The sequence below is a fragment of the Streptomyces cellostaticus genome, assembly GCF_001513965.1.
GTDB lineage: Bacteria > Actinomycetota > Actinomycetes > Streptomycetales > Streptomycetaceae > Streptomyces > Streptomyces cellostaticus.
This window is the reverse complement of record NZ_KQ948036.1, coordinates 32,084-45,604: the sequence shown is the minus strand read 5'-3', so window position 1 is coordinate 45,604 and position 13,521 is coordinate 32,084. Positions and strand designations below refer to the sequence as shown.

General features: G+C 72.1%; 16 protein-coding genes. 7 read left to right on the top strand and 9 right to left on the bottom strand.

All coding sequences use genetic code 11. The features are described from left to right. Positions 1–142 precede the first annotated feature (142 nt). On the top strand, positions 143–670 hold the full coding sequence (locus tag AQI88_RS31575; protein WP_067005688.1) for a Rieske (2Fe-2S) protein: 528 nt from the start codon (positions 143–145) through the stop codon (positions 668–670). Between the two features lie 19 nt (positions 671–689). Here AQI88_RS31575 and AQI88_RS31570 read toward each other — a convergent pair whose 3' ends face one another. Then, positions 690–1,334: a cysteine hydrolase family protein gene (locus AQI88_RS31570; protein WP_067005686.1), complete on the bottom strand. Its 645-nt coding sequence runs from the start codon at positions 1,332–1,334 to the stop codon at positions 690–692. 162 nt (positions 1,335–1,496) lie between these two features. On the opposite strand from AQI88_RS31570, the gene AQI88_RS31565 reads away from it, so the two are divergent. After that, positions 1,497–1,964 carry a pyridoxamine 5'-phosphate oxidase family protein gene (locus AQI88_RS31565; RefSeq protein WP_067005683.1) on the top strand — a complete coding sequence of 156 codons (468 nt, stop codon included), beginning with the start codon at positions 1,497–1,499 and terminating at the stop codon, positions 1,962–1,964. A 3-nt stretch (positions 1,965–1,967) separates the two neighbouring features. Here AQI88_RS31565 and AQI88_RS31560 read toward each other — a convergent pair whose 3' ends face one another. Beyond that, entirely contained in the window at positions 1,968–2,870 is a 903-nt protein-coding gene (locus AQI88_RS31560; protein ID WP_067005681.1) for a LysR family transcriptional regulator, read from the bottom strand. 74 nt (positions 2,871–2,944) lie between these two features. On the opposite strand from AQI88_RS31560, the gene AQI88_RS31555 reads away from it, so the two are divergent. Further along, entirely contained in the window at positions 2,945–3,874 is a 930-nt protein-coding gene (locus tag AQI88_RS31555) for a DMT family transporter (protein WP_208615953.1), read from the top strand. 105 nt (positions 3,875–3,979) lie between these two features. Here AQI88_RS31555 and AQI88_RS31550 read toward each other — a convergent pair whose 3' ends face one another. After that, the gene (locus AQI88_RS31550; protein ID WP_079057936.1) at positions 3,980–5,311 is read right to left on the bottom strand and encodes an aminotransferase class I/II-fold pyridoxal phosphate-dependent enzyme; all 1,332 of its coding nucleotides are present in this window, start codon (positions 5,309–5,311) and stop codon (positions 3,980–3,982) included. A gap of 35 nt (positions 5,312–5,346) precedes the next feature. Between AQI88_RS31550 and AQI88_RS31545 the strand changes: the two genes are divergently transcribed. Then, positions 5,347–6,030: a pyridoxamine 5'-phosphate oxidase family protein gene (locus AQI88_RS31545; protein ID WP_067005675.1), complete on the top strand. Its 684-nt coding sequence runs from the start codon at positions 5,347–5,349 to the stop codon at positions 6,028–6,030. Positions 6,031–6,096: 66 nt separating this feature from the next. Here AQI88_RS31545 and AQI88_RS31540 read toward each other — a convergent pair whose 3' ends face one another. Together AQI88_RS31540 and AQI88_RS31535 are read right to left on the bottom strand one after the other, a co-directional pair. Beyond that, positions 6,097–7,101 carry an EamA family transporter gene (locus tag AQI88_RS31540; protein WP_067005673.1) on the bottom strand — a complete coding sequence of 335 codons (1,005 nt, stop codon included), beginning with the start codon at positions 7,099–7,101 and terminating at the stop codon, positions 6,097–6,099. An 84-nt stretch (positions 7,102–7,185) separates the two neighbouring features. Then, positions 7,186–7,764 (bottom strand): Clp protease N-terminal domain-containing protein, encoded by a 579-nt coding sequence (locus AQI88_RS31535; protein WP_244184421.1) that lies wholly within the window; start codon positions 7,762–7,764, stop codon positions 7,186–7,188. A 253-nt stretch (positions 7,765–8,017) separates the two neighbouring features. On the opposite strand from AQI88_RS31535, the gene AQI88_RS31530 reads away from it, so the two are divergent. Beyond that, complete coding sequence (locus tag AQI88_RS31530) at positions 8,018–8,446, top strand: type II toxin-antitoxin system Rv0910 family toxin (RefSeq protein WP_067005671.1); 429 nt, start codon at positions 8,018–8,020, stop codon at positions 8,444–8,446. 62 nt (positions 8,447–8,508) lie between these two features. Here AQI88_RS31530 and AQI88_RS31525 read toward each other — a convergent pair whose 3' ends face one another. Further along, complete coding sequence (locus tag AQI88_RS31525; RefSeq protein ID WP_079057941.1) at positions 8,509–9,144, bottom strand: PadR family transcriptional regulator; 636 nt, start codon at positions 9,142–9,144, stop codon at positions 8,509–8,511. A gap of 149 nt (positions 9,145–9,293) precedes the next feature. After that, positions 9,294–9,659, bottom strand: a complete 366-nt coding sequence (locus tag AQI88_RS31520; RefSeq protein WP_067005666.1) for a MerR family transcriptional regulator — start codon at positions 9,657–9,659, stop codon at positions 9,294–9,296. Positions 9,660–9,752: 93 nt separating this feature from the next. Here AQI88_RS31520 and AQI88_RS31515 point away from each other — a divergent pair, with 93 nt between their 5' ends. Both AQI88_RS31515 and AQI88_RS31510 read left to right on the top strand, forming a co-directional pair. Continuing rightward, on the top strand, positions 9,753–10,199 hold the full coding sequence (locus tag AQI88_RS31515) for a hypothetical protein (RefSeq protein WP_067005664.1): 447 nt from the start codon (positions 9,753–9,755) through the stop codon (positions 10,197–10,199). Between the two features lie 44 nt (positions 10,200–10,243). Beyond that, positions 10,244–11,056, top strand: a complete 813-nt coding sequence (locus tag AQI88_RS31510) for a PhzF family phenazine biosynthesis protein (RefSeq protein ID WP_067005662.1) — start codon at positions 10,244–10,246, stop codon at positions 11,054–11,056. A gap of 16 nt (positions 11,057–11,072) precedes the next feature. On the opposite strand, the gene AQI88_RS31505 is transcribed toward AQI88_RS31510, so the two are convergent. Further along, positions 11,073–11,873 carry a CPBP family intramembrane glutamic endopeptidase gene (locus tag AQI88_RS31505; protein ID WP_067005660.1) on the bottom strand — a complete coding sequence of 267 codons (801 nt, stop codon included), beginning with the start codon at positions 11,871–11,873 and terminating at the stop codon, positions 11,073–11,075. Positions 11,874–11,968: 95 nt separating this feature from the next. Then, a complete protein-coding gene (locus AQI88_RS31500; RefSeq protein ID WP_067005658.1) occupies positions 11,969–13,486 on the bottom strand; it encodes a glutamate-cysteine ligase family protein in 1,518 nt (505 codons plus the stop codon). Between the last annotated feature and the right edge of the window lie 35 nt (positions 13,487–13,521).

The window sequence follows — 13,521 nt, the reverse complement described above, 5'->3', positions numbered from 1 at the left end:
CGCCGACAGCTTGTCGACAGCCGTGGTTTACGGCCGTCTCATGCCCGTCCGGCAAGGATCTGGGTGCCCGTCTGAACAGGTGGTGCCCGAGGACCGTACCCCTGGACGGATCACGAACAGCTCGGCGGAAGGGAACGCCCACATGACCAGCGCATCGCCCCAGCCCGAAGCGGGACCGGCTCGTCGTACCCTCATGGCGGCGGCCGGAGCGGCCGGGCTCGCCGCCGCGCTGACCGCCTGCGGTTCGGGGGACGACTCGTCGAACACCGTCAACACCGGGTCGGGCTCCTCCGGTTCGACCGGATCCACCGGCACCGGGTCCACCGGCTCCACCGGGTCCTCGCAGGACAGCGGTTCTGCGGCCTCGGGCGGCGCGGCCGGCGGTACGGCCCTCGCCAAGACCTCGGACATCCCGGAGGGCGGCGGCAAGATCTTCAAGGACAAGGGCGTGGTGGTCACGCAGCCGACGGCGGGCACCTACAAGGCGTTCTCCTCGAAGTGCACCCACCAGGGCTGCGCGGTGGGCAGCGTCGCCAGTGGCGTGATCGTCTGCCCGTGCCACAACAGCCACTTCTCCGTCGAGGACGGCAGTGTGAAGCAGGGTCCGGCGACCCAGGCGCTGCCCGCCGCGAAGATCACCGTCTCCGGCGACGAGATCAAGCTGGCCTGAGCCGCCGTCACATCCGCCGTCACATCCGTCGGCGCGGCCGCTTGAGGCGGCCGAGCAGCTCGTCCGTGGTCGTGATGGTCGCGACCAGCGCGAGCGTGTTGCGGATCATCGCGGGCGTGTAGTCGGCGGGCACGCCCGCGATGGCGTCGGCCGGGACGACGGCGGTGTAACCGCGGTTGACGGCGTCGAACACCGCATTGGGGACGGCCACGTTGGCGGAGACGCCGGTGACGATCAGGGTGCGGCAGCCGAGGTTGCGCAACAGGGCGTCGACATCGGTCCCCTGGATCGGGGACAGGCCGTGCAGCCGCCGTACGACGAAGTCCTCCTCGGTGACCTCGATCGGGGGCGCGACCCGCACCGCGGTGGTGCCGGTCAGCTGCCGGACGGGGAGCCGTTCGGCGGCGCGGAAGAGGCGGGCGTTGCGGCTCGCGCCCCGGCCGTCCGGGCGGCGCTCGGCGACGGCGTGGATCACCTGCACCCCGGTCTCGTGCGCGGCGCCGACCAGCCGGGCCACGTTGCGCAGGGCACCGGAGGAGCGGGCCTCGCGGGCGAGTTCGGGCAGCGCGCTGTCCGGGCCGACCACGCCCTGCTGGCACTCCACGGTCAGCAGGACCGTGCTCGCGGGATCGAGCAGTTCGCCCTGCTCTTCGTACGACGGCATGGCGCCCCCTTTCGCCGAGGTGCGGGGCGGCGAGAGTAGCCACCTGGGGGCGTAAGGGGAAGACGAGCCGCCGGACGGGCCATTCCCTTTTCTGACGTGATGTCAGAGGATCAGCCGAGCAGGGAAGTTCCTCTGGCACGACGTGGGAGAAGAGGGGACCCTATGACCGTCACTCAGCAGCGCCGGGGCCGGAAGATCATGATGACGCCCGGCGAGCTCGACGCGTTCCTGACCAGCCAGCGCACCTGCCGGGTCGCCACCGTCTCGACGGACGGCGCGCCGCATGTGAGCGCGCTGTGGTTCGCCTGGGACGGCACCTCGCTGTGGCTGTACTCCGTGGTGCGCAGCAGGCGCTGGACCCAGCTGCGCCGCGATCCGCGGGTGGCGGTCGTGGTCGACTCGGGCGAGGAGTACGACCAGTTGCTCGGTGTCGAGCTGTCCGGGCGGGTGGAGTTCGTGGGCGAGGTGCCGCGGACCGGGGAGCTGTGCGCCGAACTCGACACCGCCGAAACGCTGTTCGCGCGCAAGAACTTCGGTCTGGACGAGATGCCGCACGACGGCCGGCACGCCTGGGCCCGGCTGACCCCGGAGAAGATCGTCTCCTGGGACTTCCGCAAGCTCGGAGCGTAGCCCTCAGCCGAGCTGCCGCGCCGCCCCCCGCAGCGCCTCGACCGCCGCGCGGATCGAGGGCCTGCGGTCGGCGTCCGCCCGCCAGACGACGTACACATGCCGGCGCACCCGCTGTCTGAGCGGGATCATGACGATGCCCGGCGGCACCGGGTAGCGGCCCAGCAGCGGTGCGATGCACACGCCCAACCCGGCTGCGACCAGGCCGAGTTGGGTGTGGGTCTCGGCGGCGCGGTGGCCGACGATCGGCTCGATGCCCTTCGAGCGCAGCGTGAACATCAGCCACTCGTGGCAGAACTCGCCCTCGCCCCAGGTGATCCACTCGTCCTCCGCGAACTCGGCGAGGTCCACCTCGTCCCGGTCCGCGAGCCGGTGCCCGGCGGGCAGGGCGACATCGGCCGGATCGTCCAGCAGCGGAGCCTTGACCAGGCCGTCGGGCACGGGCATCGGCTTGTTGTACCAGTCGAGGACGACCGCGAGATCGAGGTCGCCGCGGACGACCCCGGCGATGCCCTGCTCCGGCTCCAGTTCGCTGGAGCGCACGCGCAGCCCCTGGTGCTGGGCGCGCAGCGCGGCGAGCGCCGTCGGGAACAGACCGCGGGCGGCCGTCGGGAACGCCGACAGCCGCAGTTCGCCGACGACCTGCCCCCGGTGCGCCTCCAGGTCCGACTGGGCGAGTTCGACCTGCGAGAGGATCCGGGACGCGTGCTCGGACAGCAGCCGCCCGGCGTCCGTGAGCCGCACCCCCCGCCCGTTCTTGGCCAGCAGCTGCTGGCCGACCTCCCGCTCCAGCTTGCCCAGCTGCTGGGAGACCGCCGACGTGGTGACGTGCAGCGCGTCGGCGGCGGCGCTGACGGAGCCGTGCCGGGCAAGGGCGTCCAGGGTGCGCAGGCGCTCAAGGTTCAACATGTAAGTGATTCTAAGAGGTACCGGGCGGGAAATCTCGATTGTGCTACGAGGTTGCCTCCAGCATCGTTGACGTCATGAGCACGGTCACCGCACCCGGAACCCGGTCCCCCGCCCCCGCCCGCCCCCGCACCCGACTCGACTGGCGGCTGCGCTTCGGCGGCCTCTCGTTGATCTGGGGCTTCAGCTTCCTGCTGATCAAGATCGGCACGGAGGGCTACGCACCCTTCCAGGTCACCCTGGGCCGGCTGCTCTTCGGTACGGCGGTACTGGCAGCGGCGATGGCCGTGAAGCGGGAGCGGCTGCCGCGCGGTGGACGCGTCTGGGGCCACCTGGCCGTCGCCGCGTTCTTCCTGAACGCCCTGCCGTTCTCCCTGTTCGCCTACTCGGAGCTGACCATCCCCTCCACACTGGCCGGCATCTGCAACGCCACCTCGCCGCTGTGGGGCATGGCCCTGTCCCTGGTCGCGCTCTCCGAGGACCGGCCGACGCGGGTTCGCTTCGCCGGACTTGGCCTGGGGTTCCTCGGGGTGCTGACCGTGCTGGGGGCGTGGCAGGGGTTCCATGGGCTGGATGCCACGGGGACGGCTCTGGCACTGCTGGCCTCCCTGAGCTATCCGATCGGGTGGATCTATGTGCGGCGGACGCTGGCGGGGACGGGGAACTCGCATCTGTCGATGACGGGGGCGCAACTGCTGCTGGCCACAGTTCAGCTGGCCGTTGTGACTCCGCTGTTCAGTGGTTTTCCTGCGCATGTGTCGTGGGTGCCGTTGCTGGCTGTCGCCGCGCTGGGGGCTCTGGGTACGGGGCTGGCGGTCCTTGTTCAGTACGGATTGGTTGCTGAAGTCGGGCCGACGACGGCTCAGATGGTCACGTACTTCATTCCCGTGATCGCTACGGCTGCGGGGGTGGCGATTCTCGGGGAGTCGCTGCGGTGGACCACGCCGGTGGGGGCGGTGATCGTTCTTGCGGGGGCGGCGCTTACCCAGGTTCGGCGGGGCGCCTGAGGGGGTGGGGGCGAGGAGCGGGTGCGGGTGCGTTGCGGCCTCTCACGCCACGCGGCGCAGTCGCATGTCGATACCGCCCCGCGCCCCTGGGGTCGTTGGCCTTCGCTACGCATAAGTCCTGGCCGGCGCTTGGCCCATCGCCGCCGCTACCGCATCTGCCAAGGGGGCGGTCTCTTGCGGACTCAGGGTCGAGACCGTGATGCGGATGCCCGGTGGTGTGCTCAGGCGGTAGCGGGCGCCCGGGGCGACTGCCCAGCCTGCATGCAGCAGGTGGGCCACCGTGCCGGTCTCGTCACGGACCGGCACCCAGACATTCATGCCGCTGCGGCCGTGGGAGACGACCCCGCGCTCCGCCAGCGCGTCGATCAGCCGGTCGCGGCGGGAACGGTACGCCGCCGCGACCGTCGCTCCGTCCACCGACTCCTCGGTCCACAGGCGGACCACGGCCCGTTGCAGCAGCAGGCTCACCCAGCCGGGGCCCAGGCGCTGGCGGCCCCGGACCCGGTCGATGGTGACGGGGTCGCCGGTGAGGGCGGCGAGGCGGAGGTCGGGGCCGTAGGCCTTGGCGACGGAGCGGACGAAGGCCCAGTGGCGGGTGGTGCCCGCAAGGGGGTGCAGGGGCAGGTCCACGATGCGGTGGCCGTGGTCGTCCTCGATCAGCAGGGTCTGCGGGTGCTCGCGCAGCACCGCGCGCAGGGCACGCGCGCGCGTGGCGCCCACCGAGGCGCCGGTGGGGTTCTGCGCGCGGTCGGTGACGATCAGCGCGCGGGCGCCCGACTCCAGGACGCCGCGCAGCTCGTCGGGGCGCGGGCCGTCGTCGTCCACCCCCACGGGGAGGATCCGCAGTCCGAGCGCCGGGACCAGGTCCAGGGTGCTGCCCCAGCCCGGGTCCTCCACGGCGACCGCGTCGCCCGGTTTGAGGTGCGCCGCGAGCACGCGCTCGATGGCGTCGAGGGAGCCGGAGGTCACGGTCAGCGGACCGGCGGGGACGCCGTCCGCGTCGAGCTCGGCCCGGGCGATGCGGGCGAGATCCGGGTCCACCGGGTCGGCGCCGTACAGGACCGGCTCCCGGTCCGCGCGCGCCGCCGCGGCCGCGAACGCCGGGGCGAGGAGCGGGAGCAGGGCGGGGTCGGGGTTGCCGGTGGACAGGTCCCGTACGCCTGCGGGTACCTCCACGCGCAGTTCCTCGCGGCCCGTCGTGGCCGGCTTGGGCCTCACCCGGCTGCCCCGGCGCCCGGCGGTCTCGATCACCCCGCGCTCGCGCAGGGTGCGGTAGGCGGCCGCGACCGTGTTCGGGTTCACCCCGAGCCGGACCGCCAACTCCCGCATGGGAGGCAGCGGTTGGCCCGGCGCCAGCTCCCCGGCGCCGACGGCGCGCTCGACGCTGGCCGCAATGTCTGCTGCACCGCGCCCCTGAATCGGATACTCTCCTAGCACAAAACCAATTATGCACTAGTGCAATGGAGAACGCCATGCAGGGGACCCGGGAGACACCGCCGCAGCCCGCCGCCTACACCCCGACCGATCGCACCGTGCCCACGCGGTCCGCCGACCGTGCCTCGTACGACCGGGAGCTGGTGCACGCGATACTCGACGAGGGCTACGTCTGCCACCTCGGCTTCGTCCGCGACGGCGCCCCGGTGGTGCTGCCGACGCTGTACGGCCGGGTCGGCGAGCGGCTCTACGTCCACGGGTCCACCGGCTCGCGCCCGCTGCGGATGACCGGCGAGAGCGACCCGGGCCTTGCGGTGTGCCTGACGGTCACCCATGTCGACGGGCTGGTGCTGGCCCGCTCCGCCTTCCACCACTCGATGAACTACCGCTCCGTGGTGGTGCACGGCGTCGCCCACCAGGTCACCGACCCCGAGGAGCGGCGGCTGGCCCTGGACGCCCTGGTGGACCAGGTCGTACCGGGCCGGGCCGCCGACTCCCGGCCCGCGAACAAGAAGGAGCTGGCCGCCACCGCGGTCATCCGCCTCGACCTCGACGAGGTCTCCGCCAAGGTGCGCACCGGCGGGGCGAACGACGAGCCCGAGGACCTGTCCCTGCCGCACTGGGCCGGGGTCGTCCCGCTCCGCAAGGGCTACGACACCCCCGTTGCCAACGCCGACCTGTCGCCCGGCATCGGACTCCCGGACTACCTGAGGGCGCCGTGACGTAGGGGCACCACCCGGCCCCTCGGGCTGCCGGGGGCGGAGGGGCAGAACGGCGCGACGGCCGTCTCAGACGGGTGTACTCCTGGCGAACGACTCCCTGTCCGCGCCGCCCCCGGCCAACGGCTCGGCGGAGCCCTTGGCGGGCGTCGAGGACTGGGCGATGAACGCGCCGACGAGGACGACCGCGCCGCCGAGGATCTGCGGCGCGGACAGGTGCTCGCCGAGCAGCACCCAGGCAAGGACGGTCGCGATGACCGCCTCCAGACAGGCGACGACCCCCGCGACCTGCGGAGACAGCCGCCGCACGGACGACACACCGGTGATGTACGCGATCACCGTGGCGACGAGGACGATCCAGGCCAGCAGGGCGACGGCCGGTACGGCGGTGCCGTTCATGTGCACGGAGCCGGCCAGCACCGACCAGTGCATGGTCCAGGGGCGGGCCACGGCGGTGAGCACGGCGGCGCCGACGAGCAGGCCGTAGGCGATGACGCCGAGCGGGTCCGGTGCCTGGTCACCCGCCTCGCTGCCCTGGTCGGCCAGGACGAAGTAGCCGACCTGGCAGACGGCGGCGCCGAGCGCGCACAGCAGGCCGAGCGCGTCGAAGCTCAGCCCCGCCCACACCTCCACCACGCAGGCAAGACCCCCGGCCGCGAGCACCACGCCGAGCGCGGCCGCACGCGTCACCGGCCGCCGCTGGACGAACCGCACCCAGCCGAGCACGAGCGCGGGCGCGAGGTACTCGACGAGCAGCGCCACGCCGACCGGGATGCGCGAGAGCGCGGCGAAGTAGCAGGCCTGGACGCCGGCGACGGCGAGCAGCCCGAACCCGGCGAGCAGCGCGGGGCGGCGGCGCAGCAGGGCGCGGTGCCGCACGGCGAACGGCAGCATGACCACGGCGGCGCCTGCGACCCGCAGCCACACCACGTGGAGCGGGTCGAGTCCGGCCTCGATCAGCGGTTTGGCGGCCACTCCGGACCCGCCGAAGGCCAGCGCCGAAGCGAGGGCGAGACCGAGACCGACGCCCTTGCCGTGGCTGCCCTGACTGCTCTCAGACGTATGCACCGGCACATGATGACAGGGGACGACAGGAGCGTCACCCCCATTGACACCTGTCTCAGGGGATGGACGGGCGCGGTCGCCCGGCGCCCGGCCTCAGCAGGCTGCCCCGTCGTCGGCGTGCTCCCCTGCGCGGGCCTCGATCCGGGCGCGCAGACCGTGGGCGGGGACACCGGCGCGTTCGAGGACCTCGACGGCCCGGGACTGCGGGTCCACCACGAGCGCGGCGAGCAGGTCGGTGCCATGGGCACGGGTCTCGCCGCGCTCACGGGCGCGCCGGCGGGCGTCCTCCATGGCGGCGGCCGCGGCGGGCGACCAGCCCCCGGTGTCCTTGGGTTCACCGCCGTACAGGGCGGGGTCGGGCACGACGGCGATCGCGCCGGAGTCCTCCACCGTGCTCTGCCAGCGCAGCCCGTAGCCGATGCTGCGCTGCACGAGGTAGCCGAGCAGCCGGGCGAGCTGCGGGGCGTCGCCGACGGCGGCGCGGACCTCGGGGTCGGACTCCAGGAGCGAGTGGAGCAGATGGGCGGTGTCGATCTGCCGGTCCCCGCCCCGCACCGCCCTGCGGCGGGCACCGGCGACCACCGCCGCCAGCTCGGCACCGAGTCCGGCAGCGTCGTCCGGGCGCAGGCCACCCTGGTCATGGGCGGGCTGGAGGGCTATACGGCGTTGCACACCCCCTACCCCATCAGCCCCGAGGTGCCGAGTCATCCACGAGGGGAACCAGATGCGCGTCCCACACAGAGTGGACATCACCCGCCGGGATCTCATCCTTACGGAGGAGATCAGGCCGATTCCAGCCGAAGGGCGCGCGCCTCCTTGCGTACCGGGTGTATGCCTCACCTTCTGACGCTTCATCAGTATTGAATGTTCGAGGCCCTGCGGCTACGTTCCGCGACACCGTAGCCCGATACGAAGGGGTGGTCGCATGGCCGAAGTCAGCGCGGAGGCACGCATCCAGGCGCCGGCCGAGAAGGTGTGGTCGCAGCTCACCGACTGGCCGGCGTACGGCGAGTGGAACGCGACCCACACGAGCTTCCCCAAGGGCGGTCCCGAGACCCTGGCGGTAGGCGGGACGTTCCAGGAGAACATGAAGCTGATGGGCTTCCCGGCGGAGGTCGACTGGACCATCGAGGAGCTGGAACCGGCCCGGGTGTTCGCCATCCGCGGCAAGGGCCCGATGGCGGTGACGGTCGCCACCCGCTACACGCTCACCCCCGACGGTGACGCGACGACGGTCCGCATCGACGGCGAGTTCACCGGGGCCGCGGTGTCGCTGATGGCGGGCAGGCTCAAGGACTCGGCGACGGCCGCCCTGAACGAATCGCTGCGCAAGCTGGGCGGCCTGGTGAGCTGAACCCGGGGACGGGAAAGGCGCCCCGCGGAGGACTCCACGGGGCGCCTTCGCCGCCGTACGGCTCAGTGCTCGTCGGCCAGGATGAGGTACAGCTTCTTGCGGGCGTCGTTGACGACGGCCAGCGCCTTCTCGCGCTGCTCCTTCGTGCCGGTCTTCCAGACCTGCCCGAAGGCCTCCATCAGGCCGAAGCCCGCCTGGCGGATCTCGCCGAGGGCCTCCCAGTCGACGCCGCGCGTCGCCTCCTCCCAGGGGGCGTCCGCTCCCTCCTCGGCGGCGCTGCGGCCGCTCCCGGTCAGGGAGAAGAGCTTCTTGCCGCCCTCGCTCTCGCTGGTGATCAGGCCCTCGTCCTCCAGCATCTGGAGGGTGGGGTAGACCGAGCCGGGGCTCGGCTTCCACGCGCCGCCGCTACGCTCGGCGATCTCTTGGATCATCTCGTAACCGTGCATCGGCCGGTCCTTGAGCAGGGCCAGGATCGAGGCGCGCACGTCACCGCGCCGCGCCCGCCCCCTCGGACCTCCGCGCCCTCGGGGCCCCCAGGGCCCCGGCCCGAATCCGGGCCCGCCGGGCCCGAAACCGGGACCACCCGGGCCGAAGGGCCCGAAGGCGGCCCGCCGTCCCTCGAATCCACCGAAGCCGCCCCGGCCGTGCCGGCCCATGCCGCCCTCACGATGTCCACGCTCGAATCCGTGGGTGCGCATCGCGATCACTCCATTCCATCGTTGATCTGTCACGAATCGCTCGCGTTCCTTACGCGATAACTCAACGATATATCGGCACCGACGGCATGACAATCCCCTTCGGCAAGCCCCTTCCCGGGGACGGACGCCTGTCTGCCGCCGTCTGCCGCTCAGCCGGCCGCGTCGGCCGCCCGCAGCGGGCAGCCGGTGCCGACGCGGGCGGCGAGGTCGGCGCGCAGGCGGGCCAGGTCGGCCATGCGCTCGTCGATGATCCGGATCTTGTCCGCGAGCAGCGCGGACAGCGCCTCGGCGTTGTCGGGCGCGTCGCGCAGCTCCGCGCCGTGCCGGGCGATCTCCGCGAGCGTGAAGCCGAGGGTCTGTGCGGTGCGGACGTAGTGCAGCCAGGTCACCGTCTCGGGCGGGAAGTCGCGGTAGCCGTTGGCCAGGCGCCGGCCCTCGATCAGCCCGATCCGCTCGTAGAAACGAACCGTGTCCTTGGACAGTCCCGCTCGCGCGGCCAGCTCTCCGATGCGCATGACTCCCCCACTGCCGCCCGGACTTGACCTTGGAGCGTACTCCGCTGTCTAGCGTGACCCGCGCCGGATCCCCACCCACCTCAGGAGCCTTCGGTGCAGCTGTCCTCCACTCCTTCCCGCCCCGCCTACCTGCGCCTCGTCAGGGCGAGTGCCTGGTACGACCTCGTCGTCACGGCCGGTTTCGCGACACCGTGGACGTACACGCTGGTGAACCGCGCGCTGTCGGCGACGGGGGATGCGACCGGGCTCGGCACACTGCCCGCGCTCGATGCGATGCAGACCCTGTACGCCAACCTGCTGGGCTCGGTCGTGGTCGTCTGGGCCGTGCTGCGCATCGTCCGGCCGCTGCCGCTGCACGGCCTGCTCGACGCGGTCGCCCGCACGCTGTTCGCCACGTGGCAGGCGTACGCGCTGACGCACGGCGGTCCGCAGGTGCTGTGGCCGTTCCTCGTCGTGGAGGCCGCGTTCGGCGTGGCCCAGTTCGTCCCGTGGGTCGCGGCCGGTCGGGCCGCCGCCCGGAAATCGGTCCAGGACTCGTGAATTGGCCTTGGTCCGCGGCTCGTCGCGGCCCTAGCGTCGGCGCCATGCGCATCCGAATCGTCGACGCCTTCACCGACCGCCCCTTCGCCGGCAACCCGGCCGGAGTCCTGCTCCTGGACGACGCCTTCCCGGACGACGACCGGCTCCAGAACATCGCCCTGGAGGTCAACCACGCCGAGACGGCGTTCGCGCACCGCCTGCCCGAGGGCGGCGAGGCGGACTGGGCGCTGCGCTGGTTCACGCCCGTCACCGAGGTCGCGATGTGCGGGCACGCCACACTCGCCACGGCCCATGTCCTGCACACCACCGGTGCCCACGAGGGGCCGGTGCGGTTCGCCACCCGCAGCGGTGTGCTCGTCGCCACGCCCGGCGCCGACGGCTCGATCACCCTGGACTTCCCGACCGCACCGCTCACCCGGGTCGAGATCCCGGCCGGGGTCGGCAAGGCACTGAGTGCCGAACCGGTCGTCGCGTACGACACGGGCCCGAACGTCGGCGACCTGCTGGTGGAGCTGGCCGACGAGCAGACGGTGCTCGGGCTCACCCCCGACCACAAGGCCCTCGGCGCCCACTCCTCGCGCGGGATCATCGCCACCGCCCGCGCCGAGGACCCGTCGCTCGGCTACGACTACGTCTCCCGCTGCTTCTTCCCGAACGTCGGCATCGACGAGGACCCGGTCACCGGCAGCGCCCACACCGCGCTCGCCCCTCACTGGTCGGCGCGCCTGGGCCGGGACGACCTCACCGGTCTGCAGGCCTCCCGCCGCAGCGGACTGGTCCGCACCGGACTGCGCGGCGAGCGCACGCTGCTCACCGGCCGCGCGGTCACGGTCATCGAGGGCGAACTCCTCGCCTGAGCGGGCAGGCCGGCCCTCAGGCCGTCGGCAGCCAGCCCACCTTGCCGGCGAGCAGGGCGTAGCCGACGAACGCGCCGATGTCGAGCAGGGAGTGCGCGACGACCAGAGGGCCGACCCGGCCCCATCGGCGGTAGAGCCAGACGAAGACCACGCCCATGACCATGTTGCCGATGAAGCCGCCGATGCCCTGGTAGAGGTGGTACGAGCCGCGCAGGACCGCACTGGCCACCAGTGCGGTCCCCGGGGTCCAGTCCAACTGTCCCAGCCTGCGCAGCAGATAGCCGACGACGATGACCTCTTCGAGAATCGCGTTCTGCAGCGCGGACAGGATCAGCACGGGGTACTTCCACCACACGCCGGGCAGGGCCTCGGGCACCACCGTGAGGTTGAAGCCGAGGCCGCGGGCTGCCAGGTAGAAGGCGATTCCGGTGCTGCCGATCACGGCCGCGATCCCCGCGCCCCGGCCGAGGTCGAGCCAGGGACGGGTGCGGTCGAAGCCCAGCGTCCGCAGACTCCCGCCCTCGCGCAGCAGCAGATGGGCGACCAGGGCCACCGGGACCAGCGCGGAGGCGATGCCGAAGAGCTGCCAGGCGAGGTCGAGCCAGGGGCGGCCCGGCGCGGCCGAGGCGTTGAGGGTGGCCGCCTGGTCCTTGAGCCCGCCGGGTTTGGTGACCGACCCGACGAAGCTGATCAGCGCGGACACCCCGCTCGCCCCGAGCGAGAGCCCCAGAACGAGCAGTGTCTCGTCCCGGAAGATCCGCCGCGAGAACCGCTCCCGCGGATGAGCATCGGCCACCGGGTCAGCCTCCACGTGCACTCCTGCCGTCGGTCCGGTCATGCGAGGTCACAGCATGCCGGATCGACATTCGGAGCGCTTGCCCGGGCGGGGCTTCCCGGGTGGACCGACCGTCCTCAGCCCAGTGGCACCGGCTCGGGCAACCCCACCGGCCACGTGTGCACCGGCTCTCCCGCATGCATCAGCTCGGCGTAGCGTCGGGTCGTGGCGGCGAGGGCTGCCTCGCGGCCGAGCCCCTGTTCCAGGGCCCGGTGGAAGGTGGCCGCCTGCCAGGACGCGCCGTTGACCCGGCGTCGGCACCGCTCCTCGATGACGCCCAGGTAGAGGTCCCGGTCGGCGGCTTCCACGCCCCACGCGTCCAGGCCCGCCGAGGCCAGTGGCAGCAGCTCGTCGCGGACCAGGGTGACGGCGTCGACCTCACCGGTACCGCCGTAGCGTCCCCGCCTCGGCCAGACGAACCGCGCGCCGATGCCGTACCGGCAGGCCGCGTCGAAGTTGGCCTCGGCCGCCCGGAAGGACAGCCGGGTCCACACCGGGCGCGCCTCCTCGGCGAGGGCACGCACCAGGCCGTAGTAGAAGGCCGCGTTGGCGATCACGTCGGTGATGGTCGGCCCGGCCGGCAGCACCCGGTTCTCCACGCGCAGGTGCGGGACGCCGTCCGCGATGTCGTAGACGGGCCGGTTCCAGCGGTACACCGTGCCGTTGTGCAGGACGAGTTCGGCGAGCCTGGGTATGCCGCCGGCATCGAGGACCTCCAGCGGGTCCTCCTCGTCACAGATCGGCAGCAGGGGCGGGAAGAAGCGCACGTTCTCCTCGAACAGGTCGTACGCGGAGGAGATCCAGCGCTCGCCGAACCAGATGCGCGGCCGCACTCCCTGGGCCTGGAGTTCCGGCGGGCGGGTGTCGGTGGCCTGCAGGAACAGCGGCGGCCGGGACTCGCGCCACAGCTCGTGCCCGAACAGGAAGGGCGAGTTGGCGCCGACGGCGATCTGCGCGGCGCACGCCACCTGCGCCGCGTTCCACACGTCGGCGAAGCGGGCCGGGGTGACCTGGAGGTGCAGTTGCACGGAGGTGCACGCGGCCTCGGGGGCGATCGACTTCGAGGTGCAGACCAGGTGCTCCACCCCCTCGATGTCGAGGCGGAAGTCCTCCCCGCGGGCGGCCACGATCTGCTCGTTGAGCAGGGTGTAGCGGTCCGCCTCGGAGAGGTTGGCGGAGACCAGGTCATCGCGGCCGAGCGTGGGCAGAATGCCGATCATCACGATCCCGGCAGCCACCTCGGCGGCTTTCCGGTCGGCATAGGCCAGCGAGGTGCGCAGTTCTTCGGCGAGCCGGTCGAATACCCGGCCGCCGAGCCGGTGTGGGGCTATGTTCACTTCCAGATTGAACATGGCGAGTTCTGTTTGGAAATCGCGGCTCGCGATGCGCTCCAGCACCTGCCCGTTCAGCATTTTCGGCATGCCGTCGGGACCGGCGAGATTCAGCTCGATCTCCACCCCCATGAGGTTCTTCGGGCGATCGAAACGCTTCTCGACCAGCAGTCGCTCCAGTCCCGCCAGGCACTTCTGGAGCTTTTCGCGGTAGCGCTGGCGATCGGACAGATCGATCTGCCCTGCCACGACCTTCTCCCCCATCGAAGTGTCCCTCCTCGGATGGGCGGGCCGCAGAT

Excerpts from the sequence above, each read along its gene's own strand:
- AQI88_RS31575 (WP_067005688.1), top strand. The coding sequence starts at position 143 with ATGACCAGCGCATCGCCCCAGCCCGAAGCGGGACCGGCTCGTCGTACC.
- AQI88_RS31565 (WP_067005683.1), top strand. The coding sequence starts at position 1,497 with ATGACCGTCACTCAGCAGCGCCGGGGCCGGAAGATCATGATGACGCCC.
- AQI88_RS31500 (WP_067005658.1), bottom strand. The coding sequence starts at position 13,486 with ATGGGGGAGAAGGTCGTGGCAGGGCAGATCGATCTGTCCGATCGCCAG.
- AQI88_RS31530 (WP_067005671.1), top strand. The coding sequence starts at position 8,018 with ATGGCCGAAGTCAGCGCGGAGGCACGCATCCAGGCGCCGGCCGAGAAG.
- AQI88_RS31545 (WP_067005675.1), top strand. The coding sequence starts at position 5,347 with ATGCAGGGGACCCGGGAGACACCGCCGCAGCCCGCCGCCTACACCCCG.
- AQI88_RS31555 (WP_208615953.1), top strand. The coding sequence starts at position 2,945 with ATGAGCACGGTCACCGCACCCGGAACCCGGTCCCCCGCCCCCGCCCGC.
- AQI88_RS31520 (WP_067005666.1), bottom strand. The coding sequence starts at position 9,659 with ATGCGCATCGGAGAGCTGGCCGCGCGAGCGGGACTGTCCAAGGACACG.
- AQI88_RS31560 (WP_067005681.1), bottom strand. The coding sequence starts at position 2,870 with ATGTTGAACCTTGAGCGCCTGCGCACCCTGGACGCCCTTGCCCGGCAC.
- AQI88_RS31510 (WP_067005662.1), top strand. The coding sequence starts at position 10,244 with ATGCGCATCCGAATCGTCGACGCCTTCACCGACCGCCCCTTCGCCGGC.
- AQI88_RS31570 (WP_067005686.1), bottom strand. The coding sequence starts at position 1,334 with ATGCCGTCGTACGAAGAGCAGGGCGAACTGCTCGATCCCGCGAGCACG.
- AQI88_RS31525 (WP_079057941.1), bottom strand. The coding sequence starts at position 9,144 with ATGCGCACCCACGGATTCGAGCGTGGACATCGTGAGGGCGGCATGGGC.